Here is an 18,305-nt window from a genome sequence, read left to right as displayed (position 1 = left end):
CTATCCTTGGGGCTCTGGAGGTCTGCCATGGCTCTGGCCATTGAGCTCAACGAAGAACAGTCCCGTGCCCTGGCCGAGGTGGCCGGGCTGCTCAACGTGTCTCAGGAGGTCCTGGCCTCGGCCGCCGTACGCGATCTCCTGAGCCGACCCTCCGCAGACTTCGAAGCAGCCGCATCCAACGTGCTGGCAAAAAATGAGGAGCTTTACCGTCGTCTGGCGTGATTCGCTATCTCCGCCTCGGTGAGGTTCTGGAGCTGCACCGCCGATTGATCGCCACCTCCGGGGGTTCCCCCGGATTGCGAGACCTTCGAGAAGGCTGCCATTCTTGGTTTTTCCCTGATCAAGAACCATCCCTTCGTTGATGGCAACAAGCGTGTCGGCCATGCAGCCCTAGAGGTGATGCTCATGCTCAACGGCTATGAGTTGACCGCTTCCAAAGAATCCACAGAAGCCGTTGTTCTTGCTGTGGCCTCCGGAACGCTTGATCGGCAGGCATGGACCGAGTGGGTCAAGGAGCAGATCAAGCCCTTGGGATGAGGTTGGCGGCCGATGGCGATTCGCTGGCGGCTGCAGCAGCGGATCCCTGCGGCGTTCTATCCGGAGCTGGCGGTGGCGGTGTGAGGGGGGGCCAGACTGGATCAACCAAGCTGCTGGCGACCATGACGACCGCCACCGCCCAGCGCCTGACGGCGATCCTGTACCGGGAAGAGGAGGTGTATGTGGCGGAGTGCCCGGAAGTCGGCACCGCCAGCCAGGACGACACCATCGAGGAAGCCCTGGCCAACCTGCGCGAAGCCACCGAGCTTTACCTGGAGGAATGTCCGAAACCGGCTCGGCTTCGAGATCGTGCGCCAGAAAGGCAACCAGGTGGTGCTGCGAAGACAGTCCCCCAACCCTGAAGGGGGCGACGCCAATGTGACCTGCGTGGTGCCTCTCCATCGGCGTGATCTGGCGGTGGGGACACTGGGAAGCCTGCTTCGCCAGGCAGGAGTTGACGCGGAAACGTTCATCGATGTCCTCTGACGCCATTCATCGCGGAACCTGAACCTGTACGTGCAAGTCCGCTACAGCCGCGCCGAGATCGAAGCCGCCCACTGCTTCTCTACAAGAAGGCTGCGCCTACGCAGAAGCCTGGCGGCTATGGCGTCCTCACCGCCGACGCCCCCTGGATCCACCGCGAAGGCGTGCTCGCTCACCTGTCCCGCGCCACCGACCTGCTTTTCATCACCCTGCGCCTATCTGGCCGCAGATCAGCGTGCCGGAGGCACGAAAGCGAAGCCCTCGTCTCCCCCTCCACCCGCTACCGCGACCTGGCCCTCGGCCCCTCTGGGCTTGGCGCGCCAGGAGAGCCACGAGGGGGAGCGGCCGATGGCGGTGGCCTTTCGGGGCTGGCGGCTGGAGCGGGAGATCCCGGCGGTCTGACTGCTCGGCTGTTGTGTGGCACACCAGCTTTCCTCGCCATCCCTGGCGTTGGCGGTCTAGCGTCAGCTCAAATCTCTCAGCGCTCGACAGGCCTGGAGCGCCCATGCGTCTCGCCGAGCTGCAGCAACTGGCCCCCCAGCTCCATGAGCTGCTCGCCCGCCATGGCGCCAGCAATCCGGCCGTGTTCGGCTCCGTGGCGCGGGATCAGGCCACGCCAAGCAGCGATGTGGATCTGCTCGTGGACCTTCCGGCCGGCGCCAGCCTGTTTGACCGTGTCGAGCTGAAATCGGCCCTTGAGGATCTACTGCTTACCCGGGTGGATCTGATCCGCCGCCGCAACCTCAAGCCCGAACTCAAAGCCACGGTGGAAGCCGAAGCCATCCCCCTGTGATGGACGCGAGAGATCGCCAGGCTCTGGTCGATATCCGAGGCGTACTGGATCGGGCTCTCGGCTACCCGATTGACAGCGAAGAGACATTCCTCGCCAAGGCTTACCTCCAGGATGCCGTGATCCGTTGTCTTGAGATTCTTGGCGAGGCCACCAAGCGTCTCAGCCCTGAATTCCGCCGTCTTCACCCCGATCTGCCCTGGCGGGCCATGGCAGGGATGCGAGATGTCCTGATTCACGCCTACGACCAGGTGGATCTTGAAGAGGTCTGGATGGCCTATCAGCGCTTTGCTGAGATCCGTCGCCAGATCGACAGCATCCTCAATCAGAGCTGAGGACGCCAGCCACCGCGAAGGCTTGCTCTGGCACCAGGCCACCCAGTGCGACCTGCTGTTCATCACCCTGCGCCTACCTGGACCCAGGCCAGCGTGCCGGAGGCACGAAAGCGAAGCCATTGTCTCCCCCTCCACCAGCACCCGCCACCTGGCCCTGGGCCCTCCCTGTCCCCGTGGGAAAGCCACGAGGGCGAGCGGCCGATGGCGATCCGCTGGCGGTTGGAGCGGGAGTGTCCCGGCGGCGTGGCTGCACGGCTGTTGCTTGGCATAGCGGCGGCGTTGGCGGTTTGAGAGGGCCGAAGCGGCTAACTTGAGCCCATGGATCATTCCCGCATCACCCACAACCCAGCCCAGTGCGGGGGCAAGGCTTGCATCAGAGGCATGAGGATCCGCGTCAGCGATGTGCTCAACCTTTATGCCGCTGGGCTGTCCCCCGATCAGATCCTTTCCGAGCTTCCTGATCTGGAGCCCGATGATCTGCAGGCCGCCCTCAGCTACGCCGCACGCGAGCTTGATCACCCTGTGCTGGTGGCGTGATTCTCTGGCTTGATGCCCAGTTGTCGCCAGCCCTCGCGAGTTGGATCACAGCACAATTCGATTCGATCCAGGCGGTGCCAGTCAGAGAGCTCGGCCTCAGGGATGCAGATGACCGTGTGATCTTCGCCCAGGCGAGATCGGCTGGCGCCGTGGTGATGACCAAGGATCGCGACTTCCTGCATCTCCTCTTCGAGCTGGGCCCACCACCTCAGGTGATCTGGCTTCGTGTGGGGAACAGTTCCAAGCAGGCTCTTCAGGCCGCGCTGCTGCGCACACTCCAGCCGGCTGTGGCCAGCCTTGGCGAAGGGGACCCCTGGGTCGAAATTCGCTCGCCACGCTGAGCTGCTGCTGCGGCGAGCGGCCGATGGCGATCCGCTGGCGGTTGGGGCGGGAGATCTCGGCGATGTGGCTGCACGGCTGTTGTGTGGCACACCAGCTGTTCCTCGCCATCCCTGACGTTGGCGTTTTGAGGGGGTCAGCACCCACGCCCAGCCCCCGTCAGGCTGAGGCCACGGGACCTGGGCAGATGGAACTCACCGCTGTGCTCACCCCTGCTGAGGAAGGCGGATACGTGGCCTTCAATCCTGAAACGGGCACCACCACGGAGGGGGAATCCATCGAAGAGACCCTCGCCAACCTGCGCGAAGCCACCACGCTCTACCTCGAGGAGTTTCCCGCTGCCATCAAGGGCCATCCCCTTGTGACGATGTTCAGCGTTCCTGCGCATGCCTAAATTCCCGCACCTTGCCGGACGGGAGATCATCCGAGCCCTGGAGCGCATGGGCTTCGCAGCCGTTCGCCAGAGCGGCAGCCATGTGGTGATGCGGAGCGGCAGCCGGGGTTGCGTCGTTCCTCTCCACAAGCCGGTAAAGTTGGAACATTCGCAGGTCTGCTGAGGCAGGCCCAACTTGATCTGCGCGAGTTCCTGGATCTTCTCTGAACTGGCTCGCAAGCGGATCACACCGGCCCGTACAGCCATGGAGGGGCGCTGACGGGCCTGCTGTTCATCACCCTGCGCAAAAGCGAAGCCCTCTTCTCCCCCTCCACCCGCTACCGCGACCTGGCCCCCGGTGCCTCCCTGTTCCACTGGGAGAGCCAGAGCAGCCCAGCAGGCAGCCTGGCTGCTGGTGATGGGATTGGCGGTTTAACCTTAATGAAGGACTCGACTGAGCATTCACTGCCGGCCATGGACGTCAGTTCCGCATCGTTGATCAGTCGGTTGCGCCAGCACGCGCCCGTCTGGAGTGAACGTTTCGGCGTGCGCAGCCTGCGGATGTTCGGCTCCTGGGCCCGCGGCACGGCAACACCCAGCAGCGATGTTGATCTGCTGGTGGAGTTTGATGGCCCCGCCACAGCCAGGCGCTTCTATGGCCTCCAGCTGTTTCTTGAAGACCTTCTTCAGCAACCGATCGATCTGGTGACGGAACGAGCACTGAGAGAAGAGCTCAGGTCTGCGGTTGAAGCGGATGCCATCACCCTCTGACGGCAGTCCGAAACGTGACTGGCGCCTCTATGCGCAGGATATGGATCGGTTTGCCCATCGTGCCGTGAGCTATTGCAAAGGTTTCGATCGGGAACAATTCAATGCCGATCAACTGGTGCAGGATGCCGTTCTTCGCAACATCGAGCTGATCGGCGAAGCGGCTACTCGCCTTCCAGAAAGCGTGAGACTCGCTCATCCTGAGATCCCCTGGCGGGAGATCATCGCGATGCGCCATCAACTCATCCACGCCTATCTGGGGGTCGACCTTGATGTGGTGTGGGATGTGATCCAGGTGGAATTGCCCCTTCTGATCCTTCAGCTGAAGACCGTACTGTCCTGATGAGCAGCCTGGTCGTGAGGGAATGAGGAGCCCCCCTGGCTCCACCGCGAAGCCCGCTTCTCCCCCTCCACCCGCTACAGCGACCTGGCCCTCGGCCCCTCCCTGTTCCACTGGGAGAGCCGGGGCCGCGCAGGCGGCGGGCAGCCAAGGCAGGGTGGCTGCCAGGCTGCTGCCACTCTTTGTTGCACCGAAACTGATTGGTATTTTTAACCGAGGCGGGTTTGATTGCCACCATGATCAGCCTGGATCGACGCTTGCCGCGGCTGGCCGAGCGAGTGCTGCCCTGAGCACCCTTCAGGACGAACAGCTGTAGTGCGACACCCCTCCGGCGTTGAAGAATTCCCTGGGCTTCAATCGGTCATACGTCGCCGCCAGCTCCGCAGGCAGCGCGTCGTAGGGATGGCGGAACACCTCCTGCAGCTCCCGGATCAGGCCATAGTCACCCTGCGCCGCCTGTTCGTAGGCGGGGGCGATCAGCCATTCGCGCCAGGTGACCGCGGGATTCACGCGCTTCATCGCAGCGGCTGTCTCGCGGGGGTCGCCACTGCTGGTGATCTGCCCCCGCCAGCGTTGCAGCCAGCTCGTCCATTGGGCATCGAGCTCCTCTGAGCAGGGCACATAGAAGCTCTCCTGCAGGGCCGAGACGTGCTCGGGGATCTCAGACAGCCTGCGGAAGAAGATCGTGACGTCCACCTTGGAGCTCACCATCAGCTGCAGCAGCTCCTGCACCAGCTCGGCGTCGTAGCGGTTCAGGCCGAGCTTGCTGGCCCACATCGCCTCGAGCTCCTGGCCCATCACTTCCGCGAAGCCCTCACGGATCTCATCCAGCCTGGCCAGCGCCTCGATGTTGCCCTCGAGCAGGGGCCGCAGCGAGGCCCAGAACATCTGGAAGTTGGCTTCCGCCGCCAGCGGTTGATTGAAGAAGCTGAAATGCTGGCCGCCTCCGGTCCAGGGCTGGAAGCGGGGATCGAACAGTTCGCAGAAGCCGAAGGGGCCGTAGTCGAGGGTGTAGCCACCGGCGGCGCAGTTGTCGCTGTTGAAATTGCCCTGGCAGTAGCCCACCCGCATCCAGTTCGCCACCAGAGACGTGAGCCGTCCGCCGAACAACCCCGCCAACTCCACCACCTGGTCGCTGAACGCCAGAGCCGGATCGATCTCCTGGCGGTAGTTGCGCTCGATCAGGTGCTGAACGATCATCCGCAGTTCGTTGCGCGCCTCTGGATGGGCACCGCTGCGGACGCGGCGGGCGAACAGCTCCAACTGGCCCACCCTCAGAAACGACGGCGCCACCCGGGTGGTGATCGCCGCCGGGTTGTCCACCAGGATGTCGGGATCGAACGAACGGGAGTTCGCCGAATACCAGGGCCGGCGCACAGTTTCCGATCGCGACACATAGAGCGTCAGCGAGCGGGAGGTGGGAACCCCCAGGGCATGCATCAACTCCTGCGCCAGAAACTCGCGCACGCTGGAGCGCAGCACGGCCCGGCCATCGGCGCCGCGGCAGTAGGGCGTCGGGCCACCACCTTTGAGTTGCATCTCCCAACGCCGTCCGCCAAAGACGCCTTCGAACACGGAAATGGCCCGGCCATCGCCATAGCCGTTGCCGGTGCCGAACGGGCACTGCTGGATGTATTCGCTGCCGTAGATCGAAAGGGCATAGCCGGTGGCCCAGCCATAGGGCCGCATCGGCCCCTGGGCCGCCGTGATATCACCGGAAAACAGACGGCGAAACGGGTCGTCGTGGGCCAGCGCCTCGCCCAGGCCCAGCTCATGGAAGAGGGTGCTGCTGTGCGCCACCAGCTCCGGCGCTGGAAGCGGCGTGGGTGTCACCGGCACGTAATGGCCGGAGAGCACCTGGCGGGGCTGGTGATCGTCGCCATCGCCAGTGGCCTGGGGATCCGCCTGCAGGCCATCCAGCAGCGAATAATCGGCCCGTTGTGCAAACGCCGCGAACGTGGTGGTCGGCACGGCTTTCGCCACTGTTGTTTGCACGGTTGTCGACACGGGTCTCTCGGATGTAGAGCGGCCTGGGCATGGCCCTGACGCTGAGGTCGTCATCCTGGCGAAGCGGACGGCATTGGTGGCGACCTGGCCGCCTTGCCCTTCCTCTCCATCCCTGGTATGGATTGCAACGGGGCCGCTGGAACTGACTGCTGTGCTCACCCCTGCGGAGGAAGGCGGAGACGTGGCCTTCGACCCTGAAACGGGAACCACAACGGAGGGGGAGTCCATCGAGGAGGCCCCCGCCAACCTCCGCGATGCCACCTCGTTCGCGCCGATTCCAGGGGCGTTCCTTCCGGAGCTGGCGATGGCGGTGTGAGGAGAGGGAAGTGGCTGAGTTGAGATCCTGGGTAAACCTGCCGCCAACCCTAAACTGGGGCCAAGCAGCAATCGTCATGAAGGGTGAGCTCACCGCCGTGATTGAGCCTGCTCCTGAGGGTGGGTACTGGGCGATCTGCCTCGAACTACCTGGTGCCAACGGCCAGGGTCAAACCGTGGAAGAAGCCAGGCAGGATCTGCTTGGAGCAGTCGAACTCCTTCTGGCGGATCGGGAAGCCGACATCAGCCGTGGCCTGCCGGCTGACGCTCTGCGCATGCCCCTGCCCATCGGATGAAGCGGTGCCTGAAACGCGAGGGCAGTGCCCATTCGCTCTGGATCATTCCAACCACAGGAGTGATTGAGGCGATACCACGCCATGCAGAGATCAAAGAACCTCTTGCCAGAAAGATCCTGAGAAGCCTGGGAGCCAATGGACAATAAACATCAATCCATTTTTGTTGATCCCGCATCATCCAGATTGAACATCTTGGCCAGCAACACATTATCTCCGCATGAGAATCAAGCCCAGACCTTTCTCTGTAAAACGCAAGTGCGGCAGATGACAATAGGCGCGGCGACTTGACCTGACCTGACTCTCCTGAGAGTTGCGATCCGCTGGCGGTGTGAGCGTCGAGATCCAGACCCGTCTACACACAGGCTGCGCAAGGTGTCCTCCCGCTCTGCCGCCAGCGGCGCCGCAACCACGCTGTCCAGCCGGTCGGCCAGGCTCACGTTTGGCCTTCCGGCCCTTCCCCCAGCGCCTGATGCCAATGGCACAGCGGCCCCTGGCCGGCGCCGATCGCCAGGGCATGGCGCAAGCCGCCAGCCACGAAGGCCTTGGCCGTGCGGATCGCCGCTTCCAGGGCGGCCCCACGGGCCAGCTCGGCTGTGATCGCCGCCGAGAGGGTGCAGCCACTGCCATGGCTGTGGGGCGTGTCGATCGGCTCCAAGCGAAACCACTGGATCCGGCCGTCACGCCACAGCACGTCGCTGCCGCGCAGACCCGGCAGCCCGCCCCCCTTGATCAGCACCGCCTTGGGCCCCAGGGCGGCGATGCGCTTCGCCGCCAGCTCCAGATCGCCGGCGCTCTCCAGCGACCCCCCGGCCAGCAGCCGTGCCTCCTGCACGTTGGGGGTGAGCAGATCCGCCAGCGGCAGCAACAGGGCTTTGAGGGCCTCAATCGCCTCCGGCTCCAGCAGCACCGCCCCTGTCCGCGACACCATCACCGGATCGATCACCCGGGCGGCCGCCAGCGGCGCGATCGACGCGGCGGTGGCCTCGATCAAGCCCCGGTTGAGCAGCATCCCCGTCTTGAGGGCCGCCACCGCAAAATCCTTAGTCACCGCGGCCACCTGGGCCCGCAGCGCCTCGGGGGGCAGGGCATCCACCCGCTCCACGCCGAGGCTGTTCTGGGCCGTCACGCAGCTGATCGCCGAGCAGCCGTGCACCTGCAGGGCGCTGAACGTCTTGAGGTCGGCCTGGATGCCGGCGCCGCCGCCGGAGTCACTGCCGCCGATGGTGAGCGCAATCGGGATCAGGGCCATGGCAGCGGAGGCGTTGCGTCGTCTCTATCGCAGCGCCTCCAGAAAGGCGATCACCTCATCGCACCAGCCCGCCCCTCAGCAGACTTGCCAAGGCCTTCGACGCCTCCCAGCGGCATGACCCTCCTCCAAGCCGTGAGCGCACCCCTGCTGGCCCTGGCCGAGTACGCGGTGCCTGGCGCCGCCATCGCCCTGGTGCAGGACGGCCGGCTGGTGCTGGCCGAAGGCTTCGGCGTGCGTGACCTGGCCACGGGCGCGCCCACCACCGCCGGCACGGTCTTCCCGCTGGCCAGTGTCTCGAAGACCTTCACCGCCGCCATGCTGGCGGCCCTGGTGGATCGCCGGAAGCTGGGCTGGGAGCAGCCGATGCTGTCGCTGCGGCCGGGCTTCCGCCTCCATGACGCCGACGCCGGCCAGTGGCTGAACGCCAGGGATCTGCTCAGCCACCGCGCCGGCTTCCGCGACCGTCCCGCCCACTCCACCATCGGTTTTTCCTCGCCGGTGAGCTGGCGGCGCAGGCCGGCGGCCAGCCCTTCGCCGAGCTCAGCAGCGATCTGATCTTCCAGCACCTGGCCATGACCCCACCGGGGTCGCCAGCCGCCTGATCGGCGATGGCACGGGTCCCGGAGCGCTCGCCAATGTGAGCCGCTCCCATGCGCTGGTAGGGGATGTACCACCACAACGGCCTCAAGGTGCTGGAGAAGGGCGGCGCCCTCGATGGCGTTCGCACCCTGCTGCTGGTGGTACCCCAGAAACGCTTCGCCGTGGCGATCCTGACCAACCGCAACCTCACGGCCCTGCCAGAGGCGCTGCGGGCGGCCCTGCTGCAGCAGGCCTTTGGACGGCCGGGTGAGGCCGACCTGCAGCCCCAGATCCGAGCCCAGGCAAGGGAACTCGAGGGCCTGCTGCTGGCCGTGGAGCCCAGACCCGCCCAAGCGCAACCCCCGTCCCGCCCCTGGCGGGCCTACACCGGCACCTACGTCAACGACCTGTTCGGCTCCTGGACGGTGGCCGAGCAGAACGGTGCGCTGGTGGTGCTGGCCGGTCCGGCCCGCTACCGCGCCTCCCTGGGCCCCTGGAACGGCGACACACTGCACCGGCTCTGGCCCGGGGTGCTCTCCGCACCGGTGCAGGTGCCCGTTCCAGAGCGATGGCGGCGGCCGGGTGAGCGGCTTCGACTACCTGGGCTACAGCTTCCGGCGCGTGGCGCCCTGAGCGGCCATTGTGATCACTGGATCGCCGCGATTCCACCATGCCGCCATCCCTCGGCCGCCGCCAGCTGCTCTCGCTCTCCGGCCTGGCCCTGGGGGCAGGCCTCTGGCAGCTCTGGCAGCCAGGCGCCGCCCGGGGCGCCACCGCCCTGGCGGCCCCACCCCGCGGCGGCACCCGCCTGGTGCTGATCAGCGACCTCAACAGCTCCTACGGCTCCACCACCTACGTCGCCGAGGTGCACCGGGGCGTGGCCCTGATCCCGCCGCTGCGCCCGGATCTGGTGATCTGCGCCGGCGACATGGTGGCGGGCCAGAAGGCGGGGCTGGGCCGCCAGCGGCTGGCCGCCATGTGGGCGGGCTTCGATCGCAGCGTGCTCAGCCCACTGCAGCGGGCCGGCCTGCCGTTCGCGCCGGCCATGGGCAACCACGACGCCTCCGGCGCCAGCGCCGCCGGCCGCTTCCTCTTCGCCGACGACCGCGCCGAGGCGGCCCGCTTCTGGAACGCGCGCCGTGATGCCCTCGGGCTCAGCTTTGTTGACACGGGCAACTTCCCCTTCCATTACGCCATCCGCCAGAACGACGTCTTCGTGCTGGTGTGGGATGCCTCCACCGCCCAGGTGCCGGCGGAGCAGCTGCGCTGGGCCGAGCGGATCCTGGCGGGCCCCGCCGCCCGCTCCGCCAGCCGGCGTCTGGTGGTGGGCCACCTGCCGCTGCGGGCCGTGAGCCAGGGCCGCGACCGCCCCGGGGAGGTGCTGGCGCGCTCGGCGGCCCTGCAGCCACTGCTGGAGCGCCATGGGGTGGAGGCCTACGTGAGCGGCCATCAGCACGCCTACTTCCCGGCCCGCCTCGGCCAGCTGGATCTGTTCCAGCTCGGGGCCATGGGCAGCGGCCCCCGCCGGCTGCTGGGCCAGAACGCCCCGGCCTTCCAGACCCTCACCGTGCTGGATCTGGTCGGCAGCCCGCCCCGCCTGGTGGACACCAGCTTCGATCTGCGCACCCTGCGGCGCATCGACCCGCAGCGGCTGCCCCGCTCGCTCAGCGATACCGCTGGCCGGGTGCTGCAGCGGCGGCCCAGCGCCTGAGGCGGCCGGGCCAGCGCCGCCAGTTCTATCGTCGCTGGCATCGCAAGCCAACGCCATGAAGCTGCCGGAAGGTTGGCGGATCTACGCCCTGATCCTCGGATTGAACGTGGTGGCGCTTTCGCTCTGGTGGGTCGATCGCGACGCGGTGCCCCACCCCGCCGCCGGCGGCATGGGCGCCTGGATCGCCGCCCGCCTGGGCTCCTGAGCCGCCCGTGACCCCGATGCACACCCAACCACTGCGGCGCCCCTCAGGCCCGCGGCTCCTGGTCGCGTTGCTGGCCCTGCTGCCATCGGCGCCGCAAGCCGCGGCCCTGGCGGCGACTCCGTCCCCCTCCCGCCTCGAGGGGACCGCCTGGGTGCTGGAAAGGCTGGGACAGCGCCAACCCGTCGGCGGCACCACCCTCACGTTGCGCTTCGAGGCTGGCCGGGTGGCGGGCAGCGATGGCTGCAACCGCTTCGGTGCCCCCGTCACGGTTCGGGGCACGGCCCTGCAGGTGTCACCCCGGGGCCTGAGCACGAAGATGGCCTGCCCGCCGGCGGTGATGCAGCAGGCGGAGGCCTTCCAGACGGCACTCACAACCAGCCGGGGTTTCCGCCTCGAAGGCGAGCGCCTGCGGCTGCTTTCCGCCGACGGCCGTCCCCTGCTGGTGCTGGTGGCCCAGTCGCAGCGGCTGGTGGGGAGCACCTGGCGGGTGGCGGGGTTCAACAACGGCCGCCAGGCGCTGGTGAGCCCGATCCTGGGCACGGCCCTCTCGCTGCGGTTCGTCAAGGCCGGCCAGCTGGCCGGCTCGGCCGGCTGCAACCGCTTCACGGCCCCGGTTCGGCTGGAGGCCACCCGCCTGAGCATCGGCACCCCGGTGGCGACCCGCCAGCGCTGCCCCGGCGCCGGCGTGATGGAGCAGGAGCGCCAATTCCTGGCGGCCCTGCCCACGGCCACCAGCCTGCGGCTTGAGGGGGACTCCCTGGAGCTGCGCCGGGCCGACGGTGCCATCGCCCTCAGCCTGCGGCGCGTTCCGGGGCCCTGAGAACCACGTATGGATCTGCCAAGGGTGGTGTTCTTCGGTCGCACCGGGGCTGACGCGCTGGCGTTCTTCAACCTCGATCTGGCGGCCTGGCGGGGCTGCCGGGTGCTGGATTGCCCCGGCGGCCCCGGTTCGTTCACCGCCCTGGCCCGCGCTGCCGGGGTGGAGAGCGTGGCCGCCGACCCCCTGTACGACCTGTCGCTGCCGGAGCTGGAGCACCGCTGCCGCGACGACGTCGCCTTCACCATGGAGCGCCTGGCCCTGAGCCCGACACTGCGCCCGGACTTCGACCTGTCCCGCTTTCGCCAGGGAAAACTGGAGGCCCTCGAGGCCTTCCTGGCCGACCGGCGGGACCATCCGGAGGCCTACCGAGCCGCGGCGCTGCCCTCCCTTCCCTTCGAGGCGGCCAGCTTCGATCTGGTGCTCTGCGGCCATCTCCTCTTCTGTTACGCCCCCATCGCTGACGGCGGCCTCAGCGAGCGGCCCGACTTCGACCTCGACTGGCACCGGCGGGCCCTGGCCGAACTGCTGCGGGTGAGCCGGCGGGAGGTGCGGATCTACCCGGCCCACACGATCGAACGCCACCCCCGGGCCCATCCCTGGGTGGCACCCCTGCTGGCCTCCCTGCCGCCGGGGTGGCAGGGGCAACTGGAGCCCACTGCCTACGACGAGGGCTTCGAGGGCGAGACGCCGATGCTGCGGCTACAGCGCCACAGTGCCGCTGGACCCAGCCAGCCAGAGGGCCTTTGATCACGGTTTCAGCACCTCATTCTGTAAATTTCGATACCAAAAACCGGGAATGTAACGGGCCGTGGCTTGTTTTCGCCCATGGCGACACACTGACAAAAAATTGCACCAGGAGCGAATTCCCATGACGTATCTGACCTGGAGGCGGGAGCTCGTGCGCTCCGCCATCGATCAGATGCTCGCCGCCACCGATTCCGACCGCGGTCCATTCGGGGATGGGGGTGTGCTGTTCAACGCGATGATGCAGGACCTCAGCCAGAGCCTGCCGGCCCTCGAGATCGTGTCGGCGGCCGACGACATCCTCACCGCCCACCGGGGGTTCTGCGAGGGACGCAGCTGCGAGGTGGCCCAGGCCCTCAAGGTGTGCCTGTCGATGCCTGCGGAGAAACAGGGCCTGGAACGGCGCCTCGTGCTGGATCGAGAGCGGGTGGAGCAGAACGCCTTTGGCCATGACGCCAACCTGCTGCTCGTCTGGGATGGGCAGCGCCGTAGCCCCATTGAGGAGCTCAGCGCCGCCGGCCTCAGCCAGCGCTTCCCCTGCCAGGGCGGTGAGGCCCGCTGGAACAGCGGCGAGTTCGTAGCGCTGCTGGAGGCCCGAGCCCTGCAGTGCCGCCGCACCCGAGTGGCCCAGGAGATCGTGGCGGAAGATCCCGCCACCACCCCCTCCGGCGCCACCGTGGTGCTGGTGTTCCCCACCGACCCCGGCACGCGCCCCTGGGTCGCCACCGTGGCCGTGGCCCTGCACTCCGAGGAGCTGGCCGCAAACGAGCCGCCCTCCCTCGACGGCTACCAGGCCATGCGGGTGCTGGTCGGTCCCACCAGGACGTCGGCATAACGGCCGAAGGCCTCCCCCTCGCGGAGGAACAGCCGGGGGATCACCAGCTCGCACTCCAGCAGCAGCAGCTCACCGCCCTCGTTGCGGATCCCATCAATGCGGGCATAGGGCAACACCCCGAAGCGCCGCCGCAGCCGCTCCTCCACCGCAACAGCCCAGCACCGTTCCGCCGCACTCGCCTGCCGCAGCCGGTTGCGGCCGCCGAACCCTTCGTGGGCGATCCAGCCCCCCGCCGCCACGCTCTTGGCCACGGCGTGGGAGAACTCTCCGCCCAGGAACACGGCGCTGAACTCCCCCGCCCGGCAGATCCCTGGCAGGAACCGCTGCACGCACACCTCCCCGTCCAGCGCCAGGCCGGCCAACCAAGCATCGGCGTCAACGGCGTCCAAGGCGGCGGCGGGGCTGGAGCCATCGGCCGCGGTGATCGCCAGGCCCGGGCCCTGGCGGCGCACCCGGTAGGTCTGCCAGCTCTTGGCGCCGATCGCCGGCTTGAGCACCGCCTCACGCCAGCCGCACGCCTCCAGAAGCCCCGTCAACGAACCGCGCCAGCCGCGGGGCAGCCAGCGACTGGGGATCAGGGCCACCCCCTGCCGCTCCAGCTGGGGCAGGTAATGGCTCTTGGCATGGCCCGCCTCGATCACCGCCAGCGGATTGGCCAGCGGCACCTTGAGGACCTCGAGGTGCGCGGCAAGGGCCCTGATCCGGGCCAGGAAGTCGGGGTGGCGATGGCTGTCGCGGCAGTCGCGCACGCTCACCCGATCGAAACGCCCCCAGTCGATGCTGTCGCCATCCGTGGCACCGGAATCCGTGGCACCCCAATCGGCCAAGGCAGGCAGGGGCACCAGTTCGCTGGCAATGCCGCCCTCGGCGAGGAAGGCCCGCAGCTCAGGCGTCTCGTCGTGGATCCGCCCCAGGTGCAGCAGGCCGATCAGGCCGGCAGGATGCCCCACTCGCGCTTCACCTGCACGCTGGTGATCTCCCAGGCCTCCTCGGCCGCCACAACCGGTCCATGCTGTTCCACCGGCGTCAGACCCCGCCTGGCGAATTCGTTCTGCAGCAGCAACTGGAACAGCACGCTCTGGGACACCAGCCCATGCAAGCGCTCCTCACCCCCCACCCGGGCCATCAACACCGGATGGCCCTGGCAATCGCGCAGGGCCCGCAGCTGCTGCTGCAGCCACACCCGCTCGTACTGGAGCATCGCGTCGCTGCAGCGGGACAGATTCTCCCGGTAGCAGCCGGCATGGCACTTGATGGCCCCTTCTGACAGGCCCGCCGCAGCGCCGGCGCCCTCCAGGAGCTGCATCGCCTCGCTCAGGAAACTCACTGTCCGTTCACCGACATCTTGAAGAACCCTAGAAACAGCCGCCATCGATGCCCACCAACATTGGCAAGCGGCAATGATCCGTAGCGAAAAGGAAGTAAAGCCAAATTTGGTGTCGCTTGCTACGCAAGTCAAGTGCTGCGGATCGGCGGCATCAAAGCCACTGCTTGCGGCGGAAAAAGAGGTACAGGCTGGCACTGATCACAAGCATCACTGCCCACACTGAATAGTACCCGCCTCGCCACTCCAGCTCGGGCATTTCCTTGAAGTTCATGCCATACACACCGGCAATGAAGGTGAGGGGAATGAAGATCGTCGAGATGATGGTCAGCACCTTCATCACCTCATTCATCCGATGGCTGAGGGTCGACAGATAGGTGTCATGCATACCCCCGAGAATGTCGCGGTGGGTTTCCACCAGATCGATGATCTGGATGCAGTGGTCGTAGAGATCACGCCAGAACACCCGACAATCAGCCGACAGCAGCTTAGATTCGCTCTTGCAGATCATGGCCACCTCCTCGCGAATCGGCCAGACGGCCTTGCGCAGGCTCAGAATGCCCCGCTTCAGACCATGGATCTCCTTGATGTCGCCGGGGTGGGGATCCTCAAGCAGCCGGTCGTCCACCTCCTCGATGATGTCGCCCATCCGCTCCACCGCGAGGAAGTAATGGTCGACAACGGCGTCCAGCAGAGAGTAGGCGAGGTAGTCGGCCTGCATCCAGCGGATCCGGCCACTGGCGGCGCGGATGCGATCACGCACCCCATCGAAGACATCACCATCATCCTCGAGGAAGGAGATCACGAAGTGATCGCCGAGGATCACGCTCACATGTTCGACGTCAATGGTCTTGGTATCTTCGTTGAAGGCGATCATCTTCAACACCATGAAGACGTAATCTGGAAACTCCTCCACCTTGGGACGCTGGGTGGTGTTGGCGATGTCCTCCAGGGTCATCGGATGGATGCCGAAGCACTCGCCGAGGCGCTCCACCAGGTCGACGTCATGGACGCCGCTGACGTTCATCCAGGTGATGCTGTCCTGGCGCACCACATCGGCGCCACTTCGCGCCGACACATCCAACTGCTCCGACCAGCCGTCACCGTCGTAGTGGATGACATCGATCTGCACCTTCGCCAGCCGTTGTTCGCCCACGAACACCACGGCACCCGGGAAGGATCCGGGCCTGATCCGCTTGCCACGGATGCCGCTGCTGCCGGCGGCAACACGGATGCGCGGGGATTGTCTCGGCGGCCTGGTCTTCATCGGCCGGCCCGGATGCGAAGGAGTTGCTGGGAGCCTATCGGCAGCCCAGGTTCAGAGAAAGTCGGGCCGTAGCCGCTGGCTGAGTTCCAACGACTGCTGCAAGTCCGACCATTGCTCCCCAGCCACCATCGCTTCCAGACAGGCCAGGGAGTGGCGGTAGTGCCCCAGAGCCTCCAGCAGCGCCGCCCGGTTGGCGCGGGCCATCAACATCCCCAGCTCCGGATTGCCGCCGCCGACCCGGGTGGTGTCGGCAAAACCACTGGAGGCCAGGGCCCGCACCAGAGCCGCTCCGGCCTCCGCCCCTCCACCCGCATTGGCCGCCTGCAGCAGGGCTGCCCCCACCAGCACCGGCAGATGGGAGATGAGGGCCACGGCCCGGTCGTGGGCCTCGGCGTCGCAACAGAGCCAGCGGGCCCCTAAGGCCTCCGCCAGCTCTCGCATCGCCTCCAGGGCCGCCGGATCGGTGCCCGCCTCGGGGGTCGCCACCCAGGGCCGGCCGCGGAACAGCCCAGGCTCCCCTGCCTCGACCCCGGCCCGGGCGGTGCCCGCCATCGGATGGGAGGCCACGAAGCGCCAGGGAGCCGGGCCGCCGCCTGTCGCCGCCAGCAGTTCCCGCCAGCGGCGCAGCACCGGCGCCTTCACCGAACCCACATCGGTGATCACGGCCCCGGCCGGCAGGGCCGCCACCAGGGCGGGCTCCGGATCCAGCAGACGGTCGAGGGGCAGGGCCAGCACCACCAGGCCGCACCCTTCCAGCACGGCCGGATCAGTGCTCACCTCGGTGGCCAGCCCGCGCTGAGCGGCCCGCTCGGCGGTGGCCGGACGGTGCACCAGGGCCCGCACCTGCGCTCCCATCGCCATCAGATCGAGGCCCAGCGAGCCCCCGATCAACCCCAGGCCCACCACGCCCACCGGTTCGCGCTGCCAGAGGGGTGTCATCGTCGCTGCGGATCGGCTGGGGCCAGCTTCCTACGATCCAGCCATGTTGGAAGCCCGCGCCCACCAGCACCTCAAGGCTCTCCTTCAGCGAGAGGGGGTGGAACGCTGGCCCCATCACCTCACCCTCAGCCGCCTGGTGGCCCGCAGCCTGCGCCGCGTCGACCACACCCTGGTGCGCCTGGCCCCCGGCACCGCCCCCAGCTGGTGGATCAGCCTGCTGGTGCCCCTGGCCCTCAGCGAAACGCCCCTGGCCCTGGTGGTCACGCCGGCCCTGCGCCAGCGGTTGCTGTTGGTGGAATGGCCGCGCCTGCGCAGCGTGGGGCTGGAGCTTCCCTGCTGGGAAGGGCCCGGGCCCCCGCCCGGCAGCCGGCTCTGGCTGCTCGACCATCGGGAGCTGGTGGTGGCCTGGCGCAACGGCGAGCTGGGGGAGCGGCAACTGGTGATCCCCGAGGCGGAGACCCTGGAAGTGGCCCTGCGCCAGGCCCTTGAGGTGGAACTGGAGCCCCGTCACTGGGATCAGCTGCGCCGCGCCCAGCCCTGCGCCGAAGCCTGCCTGCTCAACCTGCACGAACGGCTCAGCCGCCGGGTGATGGCCCATCCCCGCTCCCCCCACCGGCTGGTGGCCCTCGCCGACGATGACGAAGCCCCCCTGCGCCACCTGCTGCGCCTGCTCGAGCCGCTGCCGGAGCCCTGGCCCCACTGGCTGAGCGCCGGCGCCGGCTGGAGCAGCTGGGCCCGGGTGGATCCGACGTTGTTGCAGTGGAGCCTGCTTCGCCAACCGCTCGAACCCCTGAGCGAACTGGCCGGCCTGCTGGTGGGACGGGGGGCGGTGCTGATCGGGGAGCTGGCCACCGGCCGGGCGGCGGAGGGCCAGCCCGCCTCCGGCGCCGCCCTGGGGCTGGAGCCCGCGGTGGTGCTGGATCTGGCCGATCCCCCCCTGTCCGACCCCTTGCCCCTGTTCGCCCCCTTGCGCCAGCCGCTGCCCAACAGCCCCCACTACGCCCAGCACCTGCTCGAGCAGGGCCGGCGGCTGGTGCTGGGCCAGAGCGGCCTGACGGTGGTGCTGATCGACGATTCGGCCCTCTGCCTGGGCCTGGCCAGCGGCCTGGCCGCCGAGTTCGGCAGCCGGGTGTGCCACCAGAACACGTCACCGGAGAGCAATGGTGTGGTGTGCTGCAGCTGGAGCTGGTGGCTGGAGCACCAGTCACGGCTGCCCCAGCCCTGCCAGGTGGTGGTGGGACTCCTTCCGATCGCCAGCCTGGAGGATCCGCTCACCGCTGCCCGGGTCGGGGTGCTGCGCCAGCAGGGCCGTGACTGGTTCCGGGAACTGCTACTGCCCGAGGCCCTCAACCGGCTGCAGCGAGGCGTGGCTGGGCTACGGCGCAGCGGCGGTCGGCTGGCGGTGCTGGACGGTCGCCTGCGGGGCCGCAGCTGGGGACAGCTGGTGTTCACCGCCCTCGAGCCCTGGGTCGAACTGGTGCGGCTGCGGCCCGACCCCTAGCCTGCCCCCAG

At 67.7% G+C, this 18,305-nt stretch carries 28 protein-coding genes; 22 read left to right on the top strand and 6 right to left on the bottom strand.

Features of this window, described 5'->3' with window-relative positions:
* Positions 1-27: 27 nt before the first annotated feature.
* The 12 genes from KBZ33_RS07300 to KBZ33_RS07245 all read left to right on the top strand — a co-directional run bounded on the left by KBZ33_RS07300 (position 28) and on the right by KBZ33_RS07245 (position 4,505).
* The gene (locus KBZ33_RS07300; protein ID WP_254951800.1) at positions 28-222 is read left to right on the top strand and encodes a DNA-binding protein; all 195 of its coding nucleotides are present in this window, start codon (positions 28-30) and stop codon (positions 220-222) included.
* A gap of 99 nt (positions 223-321) precedes the next feature.
* On the top strand, positions 322-537 hold the full coding sequence (locus KBZ33_RS07295) for a type II toxin-antitoxin system death-on-curing family toxin (RefSeq protein ID WP_315859161.1): 216 nt from the start codon (positions 322-324) through the stop codon (positions 535-537).
* Positions 538-659: 122 nt separating this feature from the next.
* Entirely contained in the window at positions 660-899 is a 240-nt protein-coding gene (locus KBZ33_RS07290) for a type II toxin-antitoxin system HicB family antitoxin (RefSeq protein ID WP_254951798.1), read from the top strand.
* Entirely contained in the window at positions 847-1,023 is a 177-nt protein-coding gene (locus tag KBZ33_RS07285; RefSeq protein WP_254951796.1) for a type II toxin-antitoxin system HicA family toxin, read from the top strand. Before KBZ33_RS07290 ends, KBZ33_RS07285 begins: the two co-directional genes overlap by 53 nt.
* A gap of 502 nt (positions 1,024-1,525) precedes the next feature.
* Entirely contained in the window at positions 1,526-1,813 is a 288-nt protein-coding gene (locus tag KBZ33_RS07280) for a nucleotidyltransferase family protein (RefSeq protein ID WP_254951794.1), read from the top strand.
* The gene (locus KBZ33_RS07275; protein WP_254951793.1) at positions 1,813-2,145 is read left to right on the top strand and encodes a DUF86 domain-containing protein; all 333 of its coding nucleotides are present in this window, start codon (positions 1,813-1,815) and stop codon (positions 2,143-2,145) included. The genes KBZ33_RS07280 and KBZ33_RS07275 overlap by 1 nt, the downstream gene beginning before the upstream one ends.
* Before the next feature lie 318 nt (positions 2,146-2,463).
* Positions 2,464-2,682, top strand: coding sequence for a DUF433 domain-containing protein (locus KBZ33_RS07270; RefSeq protein ID WP_254951791.1), 219 nt, complete (start codon positions 2,464-2,466; stop codon positions 2,680-2,682).
* Positions 2,679-3,023, top strand: coding sequence for a DUF5615 family PIN-like protein (locus tag KBZ33_RS07265; RefSeq protein WP_254951790.1), 345 nt, complete (start codon positions 2,679-2,681; stop codon positions 3,021-3,023). Before KBZ33_RS07270 ends, KBZ33_RS07265 begins: the two co-directional genes overlap by 4 nt.
* A gap of 185 nt (positions 3,024-3,208) precedes the next feature.
* The gene (locus KBZ33_RS07260) at positions 3,209-3,415 is read left to right on the top strand and encodes a type II toxin-antitoxin system HicB family antitoxin (protein ID WP_254951788.1); all 207 of its coding nucleotides are present in this window, start codon (positions 3,209-3,211) and stop codon (positions 3,413-3,415) included.
* Positions 3,408-3,578, top strand: coding sequence for a type II toxin-antitoxin system HicA family toxin (locus KBZ33_RS07255; RefSeq protein WP_315859158.1), 171 nt, complete (start codon positions 3,408-3,410; stop codon positions 3,576-3,578). The genes KBZ33_RS07260 and KBZ33_RS07255 overlap by 8 nt, the downstream gene beginning before the upstream one ends.
* Positions 3,579-3,868: 290 nt before the next feature.
* Positions 3,869-4,165: a nucleotidyltransferase family protein gene (locus KBZ33_RS07250; protein WP_254951787.1), complete on the top strand. Its 297-nt coding sequence runs from the start codon at positions 3,869-3,871 to the stop codon at positions 4,163-4,165.
* Entirely contained in the window at positions 4,149-4,505 is a 357-nt protein-coding gene (locus KBZ33_RS07245) for a DUF86 domain-containing protein (RefSeq protein WP_254951786.1), read from the top strand. The genes KBZ33_RS07250 and KBZ33_RS07245 overlap by 17 nt, the downstream gene beginning before the upstream one ends.
* Positions 4,506-4,799: 294 nt before the next feature.
* Here the strand turns inward: KBZ33_RS07245 and KBZ33_RS07240 are convergent, their stop codons facing one another.
* Positions 4,800-6,473, bottom strand: coding sequence for a YdiU family protein (locus KBZ33_RS07240; RefSeq protein WP_254951783.1), 1,674 nt, complete (start codon positions 6,471-6,473; stop codon positions 4,800-4,802).
* Between the two features lie 217 nt (positions 6,474-6,690).
* Here KBZ33_RS07240 and KBZ33_RS07235 point away from each other — a divergent pair, with 217 nt between their 5' ends.
* The gene (locus tag KBZ33_RS07235) at positions 6,691-6,825 is read left to right on the top strand and encodes a hypothetical protein (protein WP_255011611.1); all 135 of its coding nucleotides are present in this window, start codon (positions 6,691-6,693) and stop codon (positions 6,823-6,825) included.
* Between the two features lie 76 nt (positions 6,826-6,901).
* Positions 6,902-7,120, top strand: coding sequence for a type II toxin-antitoxin system HicB family antitoxin (locus KBZ33_RS07230; RefSeq protein WP_254951778.1), 219 nt, complete (start codon positions 6,902-6,904; stop codon positions 7,118-7,120).
* Between the two features lie 433 nt (positions 7,121-7,553).
* Here KBZ33_RS07230 and thiD read toward each other — a convergent pair whose 3' ends face one another.
* Positions 7,554-8,369 (bottom strand): bifunctional hydroxymethylpyrimidine kinase/phosphomethylpyrimidine kinase, encoded by an 816-nt coding sequence (thiD, locus tag KBZ33_RS07225; protein ID WP_254951777.1) that lies wholly within the window; start codon positions 8,367-8,369, stop codon positions 7,554-7,556.
* A gap of 114 nt (positions 8,370-8,483) precedes the next feature.
* Here thiD and KBZ33_RS07220 point away from each other — a divergent pair, with 114 nt between their 5' ends.
* The 7 genes from KBZ33_RS07220 (at position 8,484) to KBZ33_RS07190 (ending at position 13,263) form a co-directional block, all read left to right on the top strand.
* Complete coding sequence (locus tag KBZ33_RS07220; RefSeq protein WP_254951776.1) at positions 8,484-8,924, top strand: serine hydrolase; 441 nt, start codon at positions 8,484-8,486, stop codon at positions 8,922-8,924.
* 110 nt (positions 8,925-9,034) lie between these two features.
* A complete protein-coding gene (locus KBZ33_RS07215; RefSeq protein WP_254951774.1) occupies positions 9,035-9,766 on the top strand; it encodes a hypothetical protein in 732 nt (243 codons plus the stop codon).
* Positions 9,760-10,659, top strand: coding sequence for a metallophosphoesterase (locus tag KBZ33_RS07210; protein ID WP_254951849.1), 900 nt, complete (start codon positions 9,760-9,762; stop codon positions 10,657-10,659). Before KBZ33_RS07215 ends, KBZ33_RS07210 begins: the two co-directional genes overlap by 7 nt.
* Positions 10,660-10,714: 55 nt before the next feature.
* Positions 10,715-10,864, top strand: coding sequence for a hypothetical protein (locus tag KBZ33_RS07205; RefSeq protein WP_254951772.1), 150 nt, complete (start codon positions 10,715-10,717; stop codon positions 10,862-10,864).
* 16 nt (positions 10,865-10,880) lie between these two features.
* Entirely contained in the window at positions 10,881-11,684 is an 804-nt protein-coding gene (locus KBZ33_RS07200) for an META domain-containing protein (RefSeq protein ID WP_254951770.1), read from the top strand.
* Between the two features lie 9 nt (positions 11,685-11,693).
* A complete protein-coding gene (locus KBZ33_RS07195; RefSeq protein WP_254951769.1) occupies positions 11,694-12,431 on the top strand; it encodes a hypothetical protein in 738 nt (245 codons plus the stop codon).
* A 121-nt stretch (positions 12,432-12,552) separates the two neighbouring features.
* Positions 12,553-13,263 carry a hypothetical protein gene (locus KBZ33_RS07190; RefSeq protein ID WP_254951768.1) on the top strand — a complete coding sequence of 237 codons (711 nt, stop codon included), beginning with the start codon at positions 12,553-12,555 and terminating at the stop codon, positions 13,261-13,263.
* Here the strand turns inward: KBZ33_RS07190 and KBZ33_RS07185 are convergent.
* The 4 genes from KBZ33_RS07185 to KBZ33_RS07170 all read right to left on the bottom strand — a co-directional run bounded on the left by KBZ33_RS07185 (position 13,215) and on the right by KBZ33_RS07170 (position 16,793).
* Positions 13,215-14,213, bottom strand: a complete 999-nt coding sequence (locus tag KBZ33_RS07185; protein ID WP_254951766.1) for a RimK family alpha-L-glutamate ligase — start codon at positions 14,211-14,213, stop codon at positions 13,215-13,217. The two genes, KBZ33_RS07190 and KBZ33_RS07185, sit on opposite strands and share 49 nt — an antisense overlap.
* Entirely contained in the window at positions 14,192-14,590 is a 399-nt protein-coding gene (locus tag KBZ33_RS07180; protein ID WP_254951764.1) for a hypothetical protein, read from the bottom strand. The genes KBZ33_RS07185 and KBZ33_RS07180 overlap by 22 nt, the downstream gene beginning before the upstream one ends.
* Before the next feature lie 151 nt (positions 14,591-14,741).
* Positions 14,742-15,854: a magnesium/cobalt transporter CorA gene (gene corA, locus KBZ33_RS07175; RefSeq protein ID WP_254951762.1), complete on the bottom strand. Its 1,113-nt coding sequence runs from the start codon at positions 15,852-15,854 to the stop codon at positions 14,742-14,744.
* A 51-nt stretch (positions 15,855-15,905) separates the two neighbouring features.
* Complete coding sequence (locus KBZ33_RS07170; protein ID WP_254951760.1) at positions 15,906-16,793, bottom strand: prephenate/arogenate dehydrogenase; 888 nt, start codon at positions 16,791-16,793, stop codon at positions 15,906-15,908.
* A gap of 43 nt (positions 16,794-16,836) precedes the next feature.
* On the opposite strand from KBZ33_RS07170, the gene KBZ33_RS07165 reads away from it, so the two are divergent.
* Entirely contained in the window at positions 16,837-18,294 is a 1,458-nt protein-coding gene (locus KBZ33_RS07165) for a helicase (RefSeq protein WP_254951759.1), read from the top strand.
* Positions 18,295-18,305: the final 11 nt, after the last annotated feature.

The sequence above is a fragment of the Cyanobium sp. Cruz-8D1 genome (genome assembly GCF_024345975.1).
Taxonomy (GTDB): domain Bacteria; phylum Cyanobacteriota; class Cyanobacteriia; order PCC-6307; family Cyanobiaceae; genus Cyanobium.
Note: the sequence above shows the minus strand (reverse complement) of the source record. Positions and strands in the feature narration are given on the sequence as shown.

Excerpts from the sequence above, each read along its gene's own strand:
- KBZ33_RS07300 (WP_254951800.1), top strand. The coding sequence starts at position 28 with ATGGCTCTGGCCATTGAGCTCAACGAAGAACAGTCCCGTGCCCTGGCC.
- KBZ33_RS07290 (WP_254951798.1), top strand. The coding sequence starts at position 660 with ATGACGACCGCCACCGCCCAGCGCCTGACGGCGATCCTGTACCGGGAA.
- KBZ33_RS07280 (WP_254951794.1), top strand. The coding sequence starts at position 1,526 with ATGCGTCTCGCCGAGCTGCAGCAACTGGCCCCCCAGCTCCATGAGCTG.
- KBZ33_RS07275 (WP_254951793.1), top strand. The coding sequence starts at position 1,813 with ATGGACGCGAGAGATCGCCAGGCTCTGGTCGATATCCGAGGCGTACTG.
- KBZ33_RS07270 (WP_254951791.1), top strand. The coding sequence starts at position 2,464 with ATGGATCATTCCCGCATCACCCACAACCCAGCCCAGTGCGGGGGCAAG.
- KBZ33_RS07260 (WP_254951788.1), top strand. The coding sequence starts at position 3,209 with ATGGAACTCACCGCTGTGCTCACCCCTGCTGAGGAAGGCGGATACGTG.
- KBZ33_RS07255 (WP_315859158.1), top strand. The coding sequence starts at position 3,408 with ATGCCTAAATTCCCGCACCTTGCCGGACGGGAGATCATCCGAGCCCTG.
- KBZ33_RS07250 (WP_254951787.1), top strand. The coding sequence starts at position 3,869 with ATGGACGTCAGTTCCGCATCGTTGATCAGTCGGTTGCGCCAGCACGCG.
- KBZ33_RS07245 (WP_254951786.1), top strand. The coding sequence starts at position 4,149 with ATGCCATCACCCTCTGACGGCAGTCCGAAACGTGACTGGCGCCTCTAT.
- KBZ33_RS07230 (WP_254951778.1), top strand. The coding sequence starts at position 6,902 with ATGAAGGGTGAGCTCACCGCCGTGATTGAGCCTGCTCCTGAGGGTGGG.
- thiD (WP_254951777.1), bottom strand. The coding sequence starts at position 8,369 with ATGGCCCTGATCCCGATTGCGCTCACCATCGGCGGCAGTGACTCCGGC.
- KBZ33_RS07220 (WP_254951776.1), top strand. The coding sequence starts at position 8,484 with ATGACCCTCCTCCAAGCCGTGAGCGCACCCCTGCTGGCCCTGGCCGAG.
- KBZ33_RS07215 (WP_254951774.1), top strand. The coding sequence starts at position 9,035 with ATGTACCACCACAACGGCCTCAAGGTGCTGGAGAAGGGCGGCGCCCTC.
- KBZ33_RS07205 (WP_254951772.1), top strand. The coding sequence starts at position 10,715 with ATGAAGCTGCCGGAAGGTTGGCGGATCTACGCCCTGATCCTCGGATTG.
- KBZ33_RS07200 (WP_254951770.1), top strand. The coding sequence starts at position 10,881 with ATGCACACCCAACCACTGCGGCGCCCCTCAGGCCCGCGGCTCCTGGTC.
- KBZ33_RS07195 (WP_254951769.1), top strand. The coding sequence starts at position 11,694 with ATGGATCTGCCAAGGGTGGTGTTCTTCGGTCGCACCGGGGCTGACGCG.
- KBZ33_RS07190 (WP_254951768.1), top strand. The coding sequence starts at position 12,553 with ATGACGTATCTGACCTGGAGGCGGGAGCTCGTGCGCTCCGCCATCGAT.
- corA (WP_254951762.1), bottom strand. The coding sequence starts at position 15,854 with ATGAAGACCAGGCCGCCGAGACAATCCCCGCGCATCCGTGTTGCCGCC.
- KBZ33_RS07170 (WP_254951760.1), bottom strand. The coding sequence starts at position 16,793 with ATGACACCCCTCTGGCAGCGCGAACCGGTGGGCGTGGTGGGCCTGGGG.
- KBZ33_RS07165 (WP_254951759.1), top strand. The coding sequence starts at position 16,837 with ATGTTGGAAGCCCGCGCCCACCAGCACCTCAAGGCTCTCCTTCAGCGA.